Annotated in this window: 13 protein-coding genes; 5 read left to right on the top strand and 8 right to left on the bottom strand. The window is 64.1% G+C overall.

The genetic code is table 11. The features are described 5' to 3' along the window. Positions 1-5: 5 nt before the first annotated feature. The gene (locus ACFQ95_RS02455; protein ID WP_422829200.1) at positions 6-986 is read left to right on the top strand and encodes a Bug family tripartite tricarboxylate transporter substrate binding protein; all 981 of its coding nucleotides are present in this window, start codon (positions 6-8) and stop codon (positions 984-986) included. A 30-nt stretch (positions 987-1016) separates the two neighbouring features. Continuing rightward, complete coding sequence (locus tag ACFQ95_RS02460) at positions 1017-2243, top strand: alpha-hydroxy acid oxidase (RefSeq protein ID WP_422829201.1); 1227 nt, start codon at positions 1017-1019, stop codon at positions 2241-2243. On the opposite strand, the gene ACFQ95_RS02465 is transcribed toward ACFQ95_RS02460, so the two are convergent. After that, on the bottom strand, positions 2203-3282 hold the full coding sequence (locus tag ACFQ95_RS02465; RefSeq protein ID WP_422829202.1) for a linear amide C-N hydrolase: 1080 nt from the start codon (positions 3280-3282) through the stop codon (positions 2203-2205). The two genes, ACFQ95_RS02460 and ACFQ95_RS02465, sit on opposite strands and share 41 nt — an antisense overlap. A 250-nt stretch (positions 3283-3532) precedes the next feature. Here ACFQ95_RS02465 and ACFQ95_RS02470 point away from each other — a divergent pair, with 250 nt between their 5' ends. Continuing rightward, positions 3533-4030 (top strand): GAF domain-containing protein, encoded by a 498-nt coding sequence (locus ACFQ95_RS02470; protein ID WP_422829203.1) that lies wholly within the window; start codon positions 3533-3535, stop codon positions 4028-4030. A gap of 5 nt (positions 4031-4035) precedes the next feature. On the opposite strand, the gene ACFQ95_RS02475 is transcribed toward ACFQ95_RS02470, so the two are convergent. From ACFQ95_RS02475 to ACFQ95_RS02500, 6 genes are all read right to left on the bottom strand, one after another. Further along, a complete protein-coding gene (locus tag ACFQ95_RS02475; RefSeq protein WP_422829204.1) occupies positions 4036-5166 on the bottom strand; it encodes a PepSY-associated TM helix domain-containing protein in 1131 nt (376 codons plus the stop codon). 84 nt (positions 5167-5250) lie between these two features. After that, on the bottom strand, positions 5251-7404 hold the full coding sequence (locus tag ACFQ95_RS02480) for a TonB-dependent siderophore receptor (protein WP_422829205.1): 2154 nt from the start codon (positions 7402-7404) through the stop codon (positions 5251-5253). Between the two features lie 361 nt (positions 7405-7765). Continuing rightward, positions 7766-9895, bottom strand: a complete 2130-nt coding sequence (locus tag ACFQ95_RS02485; protein ID WP_422829206.1) for an alpha/beta hydrolase domain-containing protein — start codon at positions 9893-9895, stop codon at positions 7766-7768. Positions 9896-10025: 130 nt separating this feature from the next. Then, positions 10026-11018 carry a Bug family tripartite tricarboxylate transporter substrate binding protein gene (locus tag ACFQ95_RS02490; protein ID WP_422829207.1) on the bottom strand — a complete coding sequence of 331 codons (993 nt, stop codon included), beginning with the start codon at positions 11016-11018 and terminating at the stop codon, positions 10026-10028. A gap of 25 nt (positions 11019-11043) precedes the next feature. Further along, positions 11044-11445 carry an AtuA-related protein gene (locus ACFQ95_RS02495; protein ID WP_422829208.1) on the bottom strand — a complete coding sequence of 134 codons (402 nt, stop codon included), beginning with the start codon at positions 11443-11445 and terminating at the stop codon, positions 11044-11046. Next, the gene (locus tag ACFQ95_RS02500; protein WP_422829209.1) at positions 11442-12824 is read right to left on the bottom strand and encodes an acyclic terpene utilization AtuA family protein; all 1383 of its coding nucleotides are present in this window, start codon (positions 12822-12824) and stop codon (positions 11442-11444) included. The genes ACFQ95_RS02495 and ACFQ95_RS02500 overlap by 4 nt, the downstream gene beginning before the upstream one ends. A 100-nt stretch (positions 12825-12924) precedes the next feature. Here ACFQ95_RS02500 and ACFQ95_RS02505 point away from each other — a divergent pair, with 100 nt between their 5' ends. Beyond that, positions 12925-13821: a LysR family transcriptional regulator gene (locus ACFQ95_RS02505; protein ID WP_422829210.1), complete on the top strand. Its 897-nt coding sequence runs from the start codon at positions 12925-12927 to the stop codon at positions 13819-13821. Between the two features lie 60 nt (positions 13822-13881). On the opposite strand, the gene hemH is transcribed toward ACFQ95_RS02505, so the two are convergent. Next, positions 13882-14946 (bottom strand): ferrochelatase, encoded by a 1065-nt coding sequence (hemH, locus tag ACFQ95_RS02510; RefSeq protein ID WP_422829211.1) that lies wholly within the window; start codon positions 14944-14946, stop codon positions 13882-13884. Between hemH and ACFQ95_RS02515 the strand changes: the two genes are divergently transcribed. After that, a complete protein-coding gene (locus tag ACFQ95_RS02515; RefSeq protein ID WP_422829212.1) occupies positions 14945-15661 on the top strand; it encodes an HAD family hydrolase in 717 nt (238 codons plus the stop codon). The genes hemH and ACFQ95_RS02515 overlap by 2 nt on opposite strands. Positions 15662-15922: the final 261 nt, after the last annotated feature.

Here is a 15922-nt window from a genome sequence, read left to right on the forward strand (position 1 = left end):
GAGACATGAAGACAAGCTTCCATGGCTGGAGCCGCTCGCTGCTGGGCGCCTTGGCCACCACGCTGCTGACAACAAGCGTCTGCGCCCAGGGCCTGGCGCCAGCCAAACCCTTGCGCATCATTGTGCCCATCGCTGCGGGCAGCGTGACCGATGTGGTGTTGCGCGCGGCGGCGCCGCCACTGGGCGAGGTGCTGGGCCAGCCGGTGGTGATAGACAACCGCCCCGGGGCGAGTGGCATCGTCGGGGCCGACGCCTGTGCCAAGGCCGCAGCCGATGGCAGCACCGTGTGTGCGGTCTACCACGCCACCATGTCGTTCAACCCCTTCATGTTCGACAAGTTGCCCTACGACCCGGAGAAAGACTTTGCGCCCGTGGGCCGTTTGTTCTTTGTGACCGAAGGCCTGGTGGTGCCGGCCAAGTTTGCCGTGCAAAGTGTGGCCGAACTCAAGAGCTACGCCTTGGCGCATCCGTCTGGTGTGAACCTCGGCACCTTGGGCGAAGGCTCGCTGCAGGAGTTGTTTGTGGCCTGGCTCAACCGCGAATGGGGCACCCAAATCGTCGGCGTGCCTTACAAAGGTGGCGGCCCCATCGCGACGGCGGTGACGGCCGGTGAAATCCAGATGGCGCAGATGGGGCTGGGCAACTTCATAGGGCTGATACAGGCCGGACAGGTGCGGGCGATTGCGCTGGCCGGCGAGCGGCGCTCGCCGCAACTGCCGAACGTGCCGACCATGCAGGAGTCCGGCCTGGGCGGTTTTCCCAGCCGTCCGTGGTGGGGTATTGCCGCACCGGCGGGCACGCCGCAGGCGACGGTCGATAGGCTGCACCAGGCTTTTGCCACGGTGTTCAAGGACCCCAAGTTCGTGCAGTTGATGGAGGCGCGTTATGTCGAACCCGCCGTCACCACACCCAAGGAGTTTGCGGCTTTCTTGAAGACCGACCGCGAGGCTGCCGGCATGCTGGTGCGCCTGTCGCGTGCGAAGTGATACCTTCGCTGAGGCACGGGCTTGATACACATGCGATCTTTGGCGCGAACCTATCGGCTTGACGACTTCGAAGCGCTGGCACGTCGGCAGTTGCCGCGTGCTGTCTACGAGTTTTATGCGGGTGGCGCGGAGGACGAGTCGGCCCTGCGGCGCAATCTGCACGGATTTGCTGCACTGGCGCTGGCGCCGCGGCTGCTGCAAGGTGTGGCCAGCGTGGAGACAGCGGTGCCGTTGCTGGGCGCGACAGCGCGTATGCCGGTGGTCATCGCGCCCATGGGGGCCGTGGGTTTTGGCCGGCGCGGCGGTGACCTGGATCTGGCGCGTGCGGCCGCCGCAGCGGGTGTGCCTTATGTGTTGTCCACCACGGCGACGGCCTCGATTGAAACCATTGCCAGCCAAGCCGGTGGGCGGCTGTGGTTTCAGCTGTATCCGCTGCTGCAAAAACAGCTGATGTGGCAGCTCGTCGAGCGGGCACGAGTGGCCGGTTTCGAGGCCTTGGTGCTGACGGCCGATGTGCCCGTGGGCGGCAAGCGGGAGCGCGACTTGCGCAACGACTTTTCCATGCCGTTCAAGTTCACGCCGCGCAACCTGCTGGACTTTGCATCACGGCCGCGCTGGGCCTTGGAGATGTGCTTGCGCGGGTTGCCGGTGCTGGAAAACCTCAAGGAACTGGCGCCTCCCGGCAGCGACGGGGCGGCGGTGGCCGCATCCGTGGGCGCTGGTTTCGACCCGGGTTTTGATTGGCATGGCCTGGCGCAGATTCGCCAGCGCTGGCCGGGCCAACTGGTGCTCAAAGGCGTGCTGCATGCCGCGGATGCGAGGCGTGCGGCTCAATTGGGATGCGATGCGGTGGTGGTCTCCAACCACGGCGGGCGGCAGCTCGACAGCGCTCCCGCCGCCATCGATGCGCTGCCCGGCATCGTCGCCGAAGCCGGCAGTGCCATGACGGTGCTGGTGGACGGTGGTGTGCGCCGCGGGGCTGATGTGGTGAAGGCGCTGGCGCTTGGCGCAGATGGGGTGATGCTGGGGCGGCCTGCCTTGTTTGGCGCCTGTGTTGCCGGGCAGGCGGGGGTGGAGCGGGTGCTCGACATACTGCGCGACGAATTGGAGCGCACGCTGAAGTTGTGTGGCGTGGCGCAGGCTTCGGCGATCGCCGGGGCGGACCTGCTGGCCCGGCCCGGGGTGAAGGCAGCCAAGCAGGCGTTTGGCGCCGATATCAGCCCGGCGGCAGCCCCAGAAAAGCAAACGCTTTGCTGAGCTTGAACTGCGCCGAGGTTTCACCTGCGAAAACGTTTTTCTGATGTTCACCCAGCGCCAATCGTCTGACTTGTCCGGTGCCGGCTGAGAAGTCGAGCTTCTTCAAGTCGACCCAGAAGGTGTTGGGTGTCAAGGCTGACTCAAAGAAGTAGAGCTTGCGTTGGTGGTCGGCCACGGTGCGCCAGCGGGTGGAGGAAATATTGGGCTCGTTGGGTGTGGCAATGCCCAGCGGTACCGAGGTGTTGCGAATCACGCTGAACACGCTGGCCAGCGCGGTGTCCGGGTCGTCGAACTTGGGGATGGCGTTGATGTAGAACGACGCGCGCGCAAAGCGGTCGGCGGCGCGGTTGGTGCCGGGCAGCATGACGGTGCCGCCGATCTGCTGCCAGTAGCTGTTGAGCGCCAACTGCTGGTCGAAGACCGGCGAATTGGTCATCACCTGGTGCTTGCGGCTGTGGTGTATCACCTGTTGGCCGTTGATGTATTCGACGATGGCGCTGTCGCCGCTGGCGTCCGACATGGACAGGTGCAAGGTGGTCAGCCGCTGCTGGCCGGGCACGGCGTCGGTGACGATGGTGAACGGCTCGGCGCGCAGCGCCGTCACCGCCTCTTGCACGCTGGCGAAGTTGTCGAGCACGTATTGCGCCCAGGCGGCAATCGTCAGGCCGGGCTTGGACGCCGGGCCGAATGCCGGGTATTGCGACTCCACCAGCCACAACACATTGGCGGCCAAACCGGCTTCGTTCATGCCGTCGGTGGTGGCCACGCCGTAGGCCGAGGCGATGACGCTGCCGTACTTTGATGTCCATTGGATGGAGTTGCGCCCGGCCTCGCCATTACGTGCCATGCCGCGCGGGAAGATCCACAGGTCGGTCTGTGTGTCTTCCTGCCAGTCCATGGAGCGCGCGGTGATGACCTGGTTGTCCTTGCCGAGGTAGACCGCACGGGTGCAGGCATGGACCAGGGAAGGGCCCAGCAGCGCGGCGGCCAGGATGCAGGCCACGGCCCTTGTGCGAGAACCAGTCGAACGGTTTTTCATGCAGCGCTCCTTGAGTCAAACCCACAACATCCATCACGATGTGTATGCATATTGCCATACGCCATGCAGTGTTTCCCTGAAGCCTGCCGGGTTGAAGCTTGCCCAGTGCGTGACGGCGCAGTTGCCCGTGGCCGCGAGATCCGCGCCTGAGCGCGGCAGGTCTCCCATGCGGCCTCAACCTACAGCGCAAAAGCGCCATGCCCGCATAATGTGTGATCACTTATGGGTACTGCAGCGCACAGGAAAACAAATGGAAGTCTCTGATCCGCAAATGACCGACCGGGCAGCTCGTTTTGCAAAGTTTTCGAGGATGCTGGCGGCTCAAGGCCTGCGCCCGGCGCTGGCTGATCTGCTGATGGCAACCGACTATCGTTTCATCGCCATCTTCCGCTTCAACGGCGACCGCGCCACCGCTGCGGTGTTTTATGACCGCGAGAATCCAGCGGTGTTGCGCGTCGACGAGGTGCCCGCCAAAGCCACCTACTGCTGCTACGCGCGCGATGCCAAAGGTGCTTTTGTGACTGCCAACGCCTTGCTCGATGCGCGGCTGCAAGGCCATGTGGCGCGCGAACATGTGCAGGCCTATTGCGGCGTGCCCATCATGACGCCCGAGGGCGAGATTCTGGGCACCTTGTGCCACTATGACCTGGTGCCGCGCGACCCGGCGCAAATCGACCTGGAACTGCTGTGCGAGATTGCCAGCGCGCTGGAGCAGGGCGCACACGTCCCGCCATACCCCGGTCTCTAAGTTATCTAGGCCTTCACCACCTTCTTCGCTCTTCGTGGCCCCAGCCACAGATAAAGGCCGCTGCCCAACACCACGATGGTGATCACGTCCAACACGGCCCACAAAATCTTCATAGGCATGCCGCCATAGTCGCCAAAGTGCAGCGGCTGTGTGAGCAGCAGGCCGGTGAGATACCAGGGGGGATCGCGTCTGTCGGTTAACTCGCCGCTGTGGGCGTCCATCAGCAGGGGTTTCCACAGGCGCGCGGTCAGCGGGCTGTTGCCACGCATGTACACGGCATAGTGGTGCGGCGTGGAGAACACCGTACCCGGCCAGGCGATGAAGTAGGGCGTCATGCTGGGTTCGGCGGCACGTGCTTTTTGCGTGATGTTTTCGGTCGACGCCAGTGCGGCTGCGGCGCCATGGGCGGCGGCCGGCTTGTTGGCGTAGCGCGCCACCATGGCGGCCACGGCGTCGGCGCGCCAGGCCTGCACCGCCACATCGGCCAGGGTGTTGACCACACCCGTGACGCCCACCACCATGGCCCACACCAGGGTGGCAATGCCCAGCAGGTTGTGCAGGTCCAGCCAGCGTGTGCGCGCCAGCGATTCGTGGCGCACGGTGCCGAAATCGAGCTTGCGCATGAAGGGCGAATACAACACCACACCCGAGACCACGGCCACGGCGAACAGCAGGCCCATGCCACCCATGAACAGCTTGCCCGGCAGGCCCAGAAACAGGTCGGTGTGCAGCTTGAGCATCCAGAAGATGAAGGCGTTCAAGCCGGGCTGGCCCAGCATGTCGGCGTTGCGCGCGTCTATGAACAAGGTGTGGCTGGTGTCGGGGTGCGAGTCGGGGCGCTCGGCCATGATGACTTGCACCACTTCAGGGTCGTCGTCCCAGATCAGGTATTGGATGGCATCTTTGGGGCGCGCTTGGTGGGCCGACTCGACCAACTGGTCGACGCTGGCCCATTGCGCGGGTGGTGGTGGGTTGGCGAGTGCTGGCGCTTCCAGCGTGCTGCCCAGCCAGTGGCTGAGCTCATGGTTGAACACCAGCGGCAGACCGGTCAGGCACAGCAGCAGCATGAACAGCGTGCAGACAATGCTGGACCATTTGTGCACCCAGGCCCAGATGCGGATGGTGCTGCTTTTCATCGTCGGAAAATGGTTCTTCTCATAAAGAAAAACCGGCGCCCGTGGGATGCGGCGCCGGTTGGTGGGGCTTGCTTGCGCTCTGTTTTACCAGAGGTATTTGGCCGAGATGTTGGCCGTGCGGCCGTAGCCGTAGAAGCATGAGCTGCCGCTGTAGCAATTGGCGACGTATTTCTTGTCGGCCACGTTGTTGACCGTCAGCAGGAAACGCCAGTTCTGCACGTCGTAGTGGGCTTGCAGGTCGAACAATGTGTAGGCCGGGGCTTTCCAGAGGTTGGCGCTGTCGCCGTAGCTGGCGCCGGTGTAGCGCACGCCGCCGCCTACGCCGAGTCCGGGCAGCACATCGCCGGGGAAGCGGTAGTCCACCCACACGGCGGCCTGCTGCTTGGGCTGCAGGGGAACCTGTTTGTCGACATCGGCAGCCGTGTTGCTGCGTGTGGTTTTAGCGTCAATGTAGGTGTAGGTGGTGATCACGTCCAGGCCACGTGTGGCGTTGAACTTGGCTTCAAGCTCCAGGCCCTGGGAGTGAACTTCACCTTGCTGCACGCTGAAGAACTGATGTGCTGGATCAGGCGTGGAAACGTTTTCCTGCTTCAGGTCGAACACCGCAGCGGTGTAGAGCGCGTTGCCATTGGTTGGGCGGTACTTCACACCGGCTTCCCATTGTTTGCCGGTGGTGGGCTGGAAGGCGTTGCCCGTAAAGCCGCGCTCCGTGGTGGGCTGGAACGACGTGGCGTAGGCGATGTAGGGCGCCAGTCCGTTGGGCATGACGTAGTTCAGGCCGGCGCGGCCAGACCACTTGCGGTCGGTTTGTGAGGCCGTGCTGCCGAGCAGCACATTGGTGTTGTCGCTATCGACGCTGTCATGGCGTCCGGACAGGGTTGCGACCCAGCGGTCCCAACGGATCTGGTCCTGCAGATAAAGGCCCAGCTGCTTTTGCTTGAGCAGTGTGTGTGAACTGTCTGCGGGCGTGACCACGGCGCCACCGTACACGGGGTTGAAGATGTCAATGCTGCCCACGCCAAAGGCAAAGCCATAGGCGTTGTCGTCACGCGTTTGTTTGTAGTCCAGGCCGGTGAGCAGGGTGTGTTTGGCCGCACCGGTGTCAAACGTGGTCTCCAACTGGTTGTCGAGGGTGAACATCTTCGTGCGGTTGTGCGGCGTATAGACGTAGCGGTTCAAGATGCGGTCCGAACCCGTGGCCAGGCCGGCGCCGACCACGGCGGGGTTTTCGACTTCGGAGTTCACGACGCGCAGGTTTTGCCGGAAGGTGTACTGGTCGTTGAAGCGGTGGGCCAGCAGGTAACCCAGCGATTGCGTGTCTTTGTCGTACTTGTCGTAGCCCGGCTCGCCGGCGTTGAAGGAGCGCGAAATCTGGCCATTCGGGTTGGGTAGCAAGGTGCCCTCGGCAGGCAAGAAGCCGGGCACGCCAGTGGTCTTGCTCTTCTGGAACAGGCCCAGCAGGGTCAACGTGGTGTCGCTGCTGGGCTTCCAGGTGAGCGATGGCGCCAGGGTGTAGCGGTCGTCCTTGGCGTTGTCTATGGCCATGTCGCCATTGCGTGCCAGGCCGACCAGGCGGTACAGCCATTGGCCGTCGGCCGAGAGCGGGCCGGTCAGGTCGAAGGTGACCTGTTTCTTGTTGTCCGTGCCGTATTCGAAGCCGATTTCGCGTTGGGCTTCGGCCTGCGGGCGTTTGCTCACGGCGTTGATGAAACCGCTGGGTGGCACTGCGCCATAGGTTGCCGAGGCCGGGCCCTTGAGGATTTCGACCCGTTCCAGCGCGTAGGGCTCGAGCCGGGTGTAGCCGGTCCAGGCGCCTTCTGGCATGGCCATGCCGTCCAGATACAAGGCCGGCTTGAAGCCGCGTACCAGCATCCAGTCGCTGCGCGGATCGTCACCGTAGGCGCCGCCGGTGGCGCCCGAGGTGTAGCGTATCGCCTGGTCCAGGCCGGTCGCGCCTTGCAGTTCTATCTGCTCCTTGGTCACCACCGAAATCGAGCCCGGGGCTTCGAGCAGGTCGGTGTCGGTCTTCAGGCCGGTGGAGGTGCGCTTGGCCACCATGCCGTAGACAGGGCTGGTGGCGGTTTCGCGTTCGGCGTCACCGGTCACAGTGACTTGTTTGAGTGTGCCCGTGCTGCTTTGGGCGAAGGCTGGCGCGCTGGCCAGAACAGCGTAGGCCGCCATCAGAGCGAGGGACAGCGGTGGCAGAGACGACCGTGACGAGTAGGGCGGCTTTTTCATATTTTGGGTCTCGATGAAGTCGGCAATGTAAATAACAATAATTATCACCCGCAATAATTAGCAGGTGAAACAGAGGCTATTGCCGGTGCTTGTGGAAGTGCAAAACGTTGCTTTTTGAATACAAACATCTGCACAGCCAAACCGGGGAGCGCACTTTACAAGCGGATGGCCGCGCAGTTTGCTATTGAATGTCTAGCTGCTGTCGCTTATGCATCAAGCCTTGAGGCGTTGTTGGGCTTGTAAGTCGACTCGACGGGGTGGGAATGGCTTGCCACTAGGCAGAACGGCGCCTGGATGGGCGCCGTTCCGGGGCTGGGTCAATACTGGCTCAGTGCCGGCTCAGTGCCGGTTCAGCGCCCACTCAAGGCAGGATCAGCGTGGTCTTGGCGCGGTCGATCTGCAATTGCGCATCGCGCGGCAGCAGCAGGCGCTGCGCCACCAAGGCGTTGGCGGCATTGGTGACGGCCGCCACATAACCGGCCTGGTTGCCGTACAACTCTTCGAGCGAAACACGCCCGTCACCCGCGGCCAGGCGTGCGGCCTTGGTGCTGTGGAAGGGGATGTAGCCACCCGTAAGGTTGGCCAGGTCGATGATGCCTGGCGTGGCCACGTAGTTGAACTCTAAGCTCGTGCCCAGCGGCGCGCGCGCCTCCACGCTCTGGATGCCGGAGCGGGTGAGGCCGGTGCTGGCGTCCACCTGCGGCACCAGGATGGTGTAGTCGCGGTTGAGGTTGTTGGGCGGCAGCACGCTGGCGATGCCGGCTTCGTCCTGCGGGATGTACTGCGGGCCGAAGTCGAACAGCGGGAAGTTGTTGTAGCGGCCCAGGTAGTTGAAATCGGGGATGGCGGCTTGCGTGCCGTTGACCGCCCAGGTCAGCCCCTTCATCGCCGGAAAGGCCACCTGCGCCGGGCGCACCAGCGTGCCATCGGCCAGCTTGGGCACCTGGCTGTCGGGCGGCAAGGTGCCACGCACCACCCAGTCCTCCAGGTCGATGAACAGCGCGCGGAAGGTGTCGTTGAAGTGCACCACGGTACCCATGGGGTAGGGCGCGCGGCTCGGCGCGTAGCTGATGCTGGCCGTGCCGCCCGCGCCACCGTGCTGGGTGCTGGCGTAGTAGTAGATGCGCACGTTGTCGGGCTGGGCCAGGTCACGCAGGCCGTTGGCATCGGTCAGCACCGGCGAGCCCTGCAGTTGCCAGAACTCGGTGCCCGACAGACCCAGGAAGAACTTGGGGCAGGTGTTGCTGGCGGCGCAGCGCTTCATCACACCGCCCTGGCGGCCGCTGATGTCGTCCATGTAGTCCTTGTCGAGACCGCGCGGCGCCGTCTGGCCAAAGGCCGTGTGGTCGGTGCGCAGGCCGCCGCCGCCGCCGGGCACGGCAAAGCGGGTGTTGATGTTGGTCTGGCGCGCGGCCACGTGGGCATAGATGCCGTCGAACACCTTGCTGCCGTCCAGTGCCTGGTTGAAGCCCAGATGCAGAAAGGTCTTCATGGCGTTGCCCGACTGCGAGGTGCCCTGGCCCAGCGCAGAGGTGATGCGCCCGGCCACGGGGTTGGGCGTGCCGTTGCTGTCCACGGCGCTGGTGCGGAAGAAGCTCACCGTGTCGCGCAGCGCGGCCAGGCCCACGCCCATGACCTTGGGGTCCTTGGCCACGTAGACCAGTTCGTACAGGTAGGCCGGGTCGAAGCCGCCGCGCAGGCACACGCTGGTGGCGCTGGCCGTGCCGGGGAAGGGGTTGGCGGCGCCGTCGCAGGTGGCGAACTTCCAGTCGGCGGCGGGGACGGGCACACGCGCATCGGTCTCGTTGGCGCGGCGCGTAAGCGAGTAGCCCGGCAGGCTGTTGTCCAGGCTGGCGGGCTCGTAGGGAATCATGCTGCCGTTGAACACGCCGCCGGGCAGCGTCATCGACGGGCTGGCGGCCGTGGGCACCAGCTCGGCGCGGTAGGGGCCGGTGATGCTGCTGCCGTCCTGGTTCTTGGCCACGGGCACGCTGACGGTCAGGCGCGCGGCGCTGCTCTTGGGCACGTCGCCCTGCCAGGCGGCGTAGAGCATCACATAGCCGCGCTCCAGGTAGACGGCGTCGCTGGGTGTGGCCGTGGGGTTGACCATGGTGAGGATGTTGCCGCGGTTCGGCGCGTCGTAGCGCAGCACGCCGCTGGCCTTGCTCATGTCCTTGGGCTTGAGCATGACGAACTCGGTCTTGTACTCGACCATGCCGCGAGCGTTCAGGGGCGCGAGCGCCAGGTCCTGGATCACCGTGTTCTTGGTATTGGCCGGGTCGACCTCGCCCGAGAGTGTGCCGCTGAGGCGCTCGTATGCGCCCACCGTGCCAAAGCTGCCGGGGAAATCCTCGCGCGCGGTGATCTCCAGCTTGAGTGCCGGGGCCTTGCTGATGATCGTGCCGTTGCCGCCTCCTCCGCAGGCGGTCAGGGCGGTGGCCGCCGCCGCGGTGATGGCTGCAGCGCCGATGGTGTGCAGATGTCTTTTCATGTCGCTTGTCTCCTTTGGTGGTTGTTGTGAAAGCTCGGGCATGGCTGCGCCCACATCGACAGCGCGAGGCTGCCAACGGTCTGGGCGAATCGGGGAGCGGGCTAGGTCGCCGCGAGGGCTGGGCTTGGGCTTACTCGGCTTCTATGCCGGCAGCCTTGATCACCTTGCCCCACTTTTGTGTCTCGGCCGCCTGGAACTTGGCCAATTCATCGGGTGTGGTGGTCCAGGCCTCGGAGCCCGCCATGTCGAAGAAGGCCTTGGCGCCGGTGCTTTGTGTGGCACGCGTGAGCAATTGATTGAGCTTGTTCACCACGGCGGGTGGTGTGCCGGCGGGCGCGTAGGCGGCGAACCAGTAGCCCATGTCGTAGCCCTTCACACCGGCTTCTTCAATCGTGGGCACGTCGGGCAATTGCGCGCTGCGTTTGCGTGTGGAATAACCCAGCGCGTGCAGTTTGCCGGCCTTGATTTGTGGCACACCGGTGGAGGTGTCGGTGATCATCAGATCGATCTGCCCACCCAGCAGGTCGGTGATGGCCAAGGGGTTGCTTTTGTAGGGCACATGCAGGATGTCCACGCCGGCCAGTTGTTTGAGCATTTCGCCGGCCACGCGGCTGGAGGAGCTGCCGCTGCCAAACGACAGTTTGCCGGGCGCCTTTTTGGCCGCCGCCAGCAGGTCGCCGACGTTTTGGTAGGGCGCGCTGGCGTTGACCACCAACACCTGGCCGCCCTTGCCCAAGCCGGTGATGGGCGCAAAGTCTTTCACCGGGTCGTAGGGCAGCTTCTTGTACAGATGCTCGTTGGCCGCATGTGTGGTGTTGGTGGTGATGAGCACGGTGTAGCCATCCGGCGCGGCGCGTGCCACGGTTTGTGCTGACAGCATGCCGCTGGCGCCGGCCTTGTTGTCTATGACCACCGGCTGTTTGGTCTCTGCGGTGATGGCCAGGGCCAGCGCGCGGGCCAATTGGTCGGTGGCGCTGCCGGCGGCAAAGGGCACCGAGAAGGTAATGGTTTTGCTGGGGAAGTCTGTGCCCTGGGCTTGCGCCCAGGAGGTCAAACTCAGGCCGGCCAAGGCCATGGCCGTGAGTGTGCGACGACGGGTGAAGTAGGGATTTGAATGGCGCATGTTGTCTCCTTTGGTTTTGATGGGCTCAGGCTTGCGGGCCTGCAAGGTATTCGCGTAGTGCATGCGGGACCTCGATGCGCAAGTCCAGCAGCCAGAACGACAAGGCTTTGCCGTGGCTGTCGAGGTTGAGCGCATCGTTGACGCCGCCGTCGAGCACGTCATCGAGCACGAAGTTCATGGCGTGCAACTGCGGCAACAGGTAACGCGCCACGTGGCTGGGCCGGCGCTCAGCAAACTGCCGCGCCACGGCGTCGGCCGTGAGTTGCTCGACCAGCACCGGCCACAGGGCCGGGTGCCAGGCGATGACGCTGATGTTGGAGCGGTTGCCCTTGTCGCCGGTGCGGCTGTGGGCCAGGCGGTCCAGGGGCACGCTGAGGGTGTCGGGGGGCGTGCCGGAGATCGTTTCGGAGTTGGTGGCGTGGCTCATGCGGTGGTACTTTCTTCAAGCCAGGCAAAGCCTGTGTGCACGGCCTCGCGTGGCACCAGGCACGACACCGTGCCCAGGCGTGGGCGCACGGCGGTGCGGACCCCGCCGCCGCCTGCCGGGCCGCAGCAATACATGGCGGTGACTTCGCGCACCAGGCGTTCGGCCACGGCGCGGTCGCGGTGTTGCAGCGCCACACGCAGGCGTACGTCGCGTGCCTCGCCTATGGGGGTGTCGAACCAGCTGCTGGCGTCATTGCCAAACACACTGCTCACACCAATCAAGTCGACGCGCAGTGTGGCCAGGCCAGCCATGCGTTCACGCAGCACCTGCCCGGCCAGATGTGCACGGGCTTCGGCGCGTGCGCCGGCGTAAGAGATTTCACCCTCGGCAAACCAGCCGGTTTCGCTGCAGACATTGACTTTCAACGTGGCCGGGCGTGGGTGGCCGCGCACACCTTCGAGGCGCACGCGGTCGGGGCCTACGGCGTGCACGCTGGCTTGGGTGATGTCGGCCACCACATCGGGCGTGAGATAGGCCGCGGGGTCGTGTAATTCATAAAGCAGTTGTTCTTTCACCGTGCGTTCGTCTATGCGCCCGCCGGTGCCAGGCGGTTTGCTGAGGGTGCAGTGGCCGTCGGCGTCGATCTCGGCGATGGGGTAGCCGAGGTTTGCCATGCCGGGCACGTCTTTGAAACCGGGGTCGGCAAAGTAGCCGCCGCACACCTGGGCGCCGCATTCCAGCAAATGCCCGGCCATGGTGGCGCGCGCCAGGCGGTCCCAGTCGTCCATGGCCCAGCCGTAGTGGGCCAGCGCGGGGCCCAGTGCCAGGGCCGGGTCGGCGACGCGGCCGGCGACCACGATGTCGGCGCCTGCGCGCAAGGCATCGGCAATGGCCTGCGCTCCGGTATAGGCGTTGGCGCTGACGATGGGGGTGACGGCTTGGTCGGGCATACGTTCACCCAGGGCCTGGGTCAGCACGGCGCGATGGCCGGGCGCGCCGAGGTCGTCGCCGTAGACCACGGCCACGCGTGGCACACGTGTGCCCAGGCCTTGGGCCAGGGCTCGGATGCGGCGCGCGGCGGCCATGGGGTTGGCCGCACCAAAGTTGCTGACGATGCGGATGTGGTGCTGCAGGCACTCGGCCAGCACGGGCGTGAGCAGGTCGACCAGCAGCGGCTCGTAGCCCGCCTCGGGGTCGGCACGGCGCGCGATCTGCGCCAGGGCGAGCGTGCGTTCGGCCAGGGTTTCAAAGATCAGCACGGCGGGCTGGCCGCTGGCGATCAGCGCCTGCACCACGGGCGCGGCGGCATCCGTGCGGTCACCCGAAAAGCCGGCGGCGCAGCCTATGAGTAGCTTCTGCTTTGTGGTGGTGTCTGCCATATGGTCTCCTGCTGTTCAATGTAAGGTCTGCACGTTATGCTGTGAAATTGATTGTTCGGATCAACTGATTTGAATTACAGATGAATGAGATTTGCCACGTATGCATATTTCCTCGCGCCAACTTGATGCCTTTCTGGCGCTGGCCCAGCAGCGCAACTTCACGCGTGCGGCCAGCCTGTGCCACTTGTCGCAACCGGCATTCAGCGCGCTGATCCGCACGCTCGAAGACGACCTGGGCCTGCGCCTGTTCGACCGCAGCACACGCCATGTGGCCTTGACGGGTGAGGGTGAGAACTTTCTGGAATCGGCGCGGCGCATCCGCAGCGAGATCGACTCCGCGCTGACGGCCGTGCGCGATGCCGCTACCTTGCAGCGCGGGCGGGTGGCGCTGGCTTTGCTGCCGTCGCTGGCGGCGGGGTGGTTGCCGGCTGTGCTGGCACAGTACCGTGCGGCGTTTCCGGGCATTGCGCTGGATATTGCCGATGTGTTGTCCGAGGATTGCATCACCCGCGTGGCCAATGGCCGAGCCGACTTTGCGCTTGCCGCGATTCGCGCCGACACACCTGAGCTGCAAGCCGAGGCGTTTTGCAGTGACCAGTTCTACCTGGTGTGCCGAGCCGACCACGCACTCGCCAAGCGCAAGAACATCACTCTCAAGAGCCTGGCCGAATGGCCGTTTGTGCATTTGGCGCGTACCAGCAGCGTGCGCCAGTATCTGGACGCTGCATTCCATCCGCAGAGCATGCAAACCCTGATGGAAGTGGACCAGCTCGCCACCGTGATGGGCATGGTGCGTGCGGGCCTGGGCATTAGTGTGGTGCCTACGCGCACCTTGTTCCACTTTGCACAGCCTGATCTGGTGGTGCGCCCGCTTCACCTGCCGGGCCTGGTGCGCCACATCTACCTGGTGCGCCGGCGCGACCGCAGCTTGTCTGTCGCAGCGCAGGCCTTGTACGAGTTGGTGCTGGCGCAGCGGCCGGGCCCGGTGGAAGTCTAGGGTGCTATTAAAAGAGAAGCGTTTTGCGCTGACCTGGAAAGCCTGAAAGGCCTGTTTCTTCTAAGAGCTGGTGGGGGTGGACCAACCCGCGAGCTGGCTCGCCGTGATGTCGCGCAGTGCGCCAATCCACGCCGGCTGATCGTTCAGGCAGGGGATGTAGTGGAACTCTTTGCCACCCGCATGCAAAAACGCCTCGCGCGCTTCCATGGCGATTTCCTCCAGGGTCTCCAGGCAGTCGCTGGTGAAACCGGGGCAGATCACGTCTACGCGCTGGGTGCCTGCCTGGGCCAGGGCGATCAGGCTGGGCTCGGTATACGGCTGCAACCATTGGGCGCGGCCCAGGCGGGATTGGAAGGTGATCTTCCAGTCGTTTTCGGTCAAACCCAGAGCCTTGGCCAGCAAGGCTGCGGTGGCCTGGCATTGGTCGTGGTAGGGGTCGCCCAGTTCGCGGGTGCGCTCCGGCACACCATGAAAGCTCATCACCAGCTTTTCGCTGCGGCCATTTTGCTTCCAGTGTGCGCGCACGCTGGCGGCCAGGGCGTGGATGTAGCCCGGGTCGTCGTGGTAGCTGTTGACGAAGCGCAGCTCGGGGATGTTGCGCGTGTGCTGCGCCCATTGGTAGACCTGGTCAAACACGCTGGCCGTGCTGGTGGCGGAATACTGGGGGTAGGCCGGCATGATCAGGACCCGGCGTGCACCGTCTTTCACCACGGCGTCGAGCTGCTCTCTAATAGAAGGCTGGCCATAACGCATGGCATAACGCACATCGACGCGGTGGCCGCGCTGGCCCAGCCAGCCGCTGAGCAGCAGCGCTTGTTTGGCCGTCCAGATGCGCAGCGGTGAACCCTCGGCGGTCCAGATGCTGGCGTATTTGGCGGCCGATTGTTTGGGGCGTGTGCGCAGAATGATGCCGTGCAGGATAGGCCACCAGATCAGGCGCGGGATCTCCACCACCCGTTTGTCGGCCAGAAACTCGGCAAGGTAACGGCGCACGGCGCCGGGCGTGGGTTCGTCGGGTGTGCCCAGGTTGCAATACAGCACGGCAGTCTTGCCTACAAGTGCGGGCCGGTTTGCCGCAGGAGGCTCTGAGGGTATGGGGGAATCCGCTGAAGAAAATGTACGCATGGCGTATTCTCCGGCACCTATGCTGAACCCTGCCAACATCCGGGCCATCTCGCTGGACCTGGACGACACCCTCTGGCCGATCTGGCCCACCATCGCCCGCGCTGAAGCCGTGTTGCTGGCTTGGCTGCAGACCAACGCCGCCCAGACCGCCGCGCTGTACACCAGCCCGGAAGCCCTGCGCGCCATCCGCAACCAGTTGGAACTGGACCGCCCCGACCTTGCGCATGATCTCAGCGCGCTGCGTCGTGAATCGATTCGTTTGGCTTTGCAAACCGCCGGAGACGATGCGCAGCTGGCTGAGCCTGCATTTGAAATCTTCTTTGCCGAACGCATGCGTGTGGAGCTTTATGACGACGCGCGCCCGGCGTTGGCGTTTTTGTCTGCGCGTTATCCCTTGATTGCAGTGTCCAACGGCAATGCCGATGTACAGCGTGTTGGCCTAGGCGGCTATTTCAAGGGAGCACTCAGCGCACGGGAGTTCGGCATGCCCAAGCCCGATGCACGCATTTTTCATGCTGCGGCCGAATTGGCAGGGTTTGCGCCAGAACAAGTCCTTCATGTGGGCGACGATGCCTTATTAGATGTGGTCGGTGCCACCAATGCCGGGCTGCAGGCGGCCTTGCTCAACCGCAGCGGCCAGACCTGGGGACATGGTTTGCCGCCGCATGCCACCGTGGCCAGCTTGACCGAGCTTTGTATGTTGCTTGGGGCCTGAGTCAGCGAATTGCAAACTTTCTTGCGTTGAGCAGGAAAGGGGCTTAAAAGCTGTTATAGTCGAGGGCTCGGCTGATGACGAACAAGTTTGTGATTGGTTGGGGTGCTGGGTTTGGTTGGTTTTGATGTTTTGGTGGTCTTAAAAAGATTTCAAAATAATTCGAAAGTAGCTAAAAATTCGGTATATAATTCGAGGCTCTGCTGATCACAGCGGTAGTCGAAAAGAAGTAAAAGACGAGAGTGTTTTGCTTCTGGTTCCTTA

The organism is Variovorax sp. HJSM1_2 (genome assembly GCF_049316285.1).
GTDB lineage: Bacteria > Pseudomonadota > Gammaproteobacteria > Burkholderiales > Burkholderiaceae_C > Rhodoferax_B.

Coding starts and splice junctions, on each gene's coding strand:
- ACFQ95_RS02490 (WP_422829207.1), bottom strand. CDS start 11,018: ATGCGCCATTCAAATCCCTACTTCACCCGTCGTCGCACACTCACGGCC.
- hemH (WP_422829211.1), bottom strand. CDS start 14,946: ATGCGTACATTTTCTTCAGCGGATTCCCCCATACCCTCAGAGCCTCCT.
- ACFQ95_RS02465 (WP_422829202.1), bottom strand. CDS start 3,282: ATGAAAAACCGTTCGACTGGTTCTCGCACAAGGGCCGTGGCCTGCATC.
- ACFQ95_RS02475 (WP_422829204.1), bottom strand. CDS start 5,166: ATGAAAAGCAGCACCATCCGCATCTGGGCCTGGGTGCACAAATGGTCC.
- ACFQ95_RS02500 (WP_422829209.1), bottom strand. CDS start 12,824: ATGGCAGACACCACCACAAAGCAGAAGCTACTCATAGGCTGCGCCGCC.
- ACFQ95_RS02495 (WP_422829208.1), bottom strand. CDS start 11,445: ATGAGCCACGCCACCAACTCCGAAACGATCTCCGGCACGCCCCCCGAC.
- ACFQ95_RS02455 (WP_422829200.1), top strand. CDS start 6: ATGAAGACAAGCTTCCATGGCTGGAGCCGCTCGCTGCTGGGCGCCTTG.
- ACFQ95_RS02505 (WP_422829210.1), top strand. CDS start 12,925: ATGCATATTTCCTCGCGCCAACTTGATGCCTTTCTGGCGCTGGCCCAG.
- ACFQ95_RS02515 (WP_422829212.1), top strand. CDS start 14,945: ATGGCGTATTCTCCGGCACCTATGCTGAACCCTGCCAACATCCGGGCC.
- ACFQ95_RS02470 (WP_422829203.1), top strand. CDS start 3,533: ATGGAAGTCTCTGATCCGCAAATGACCGACCGGGCAGCTCGTTTTGCA.
- ACFQ95_RS02460 (WP_422829201.1), top strand. CDS start 1,017: ATGCGATCTTTGGCGCGAACCTATCGGCTTGACGACTTCGAAGCGCTG.
- ACFQ95_RS02485 (WP_422829206.1), bottom strand. CDS start 9,895: ATGAAAAGACATCTGCACACCATCGGCGCTGCAGCCATCACCGCGGCG.
- ACFQ95_RS02480 (WP_422829205.1), bottom strand. CDS start 7,404: ATGAAAAAGCCGCCCTACTCGTCACGGTCGTCTCTGCCACCGCTGTCC.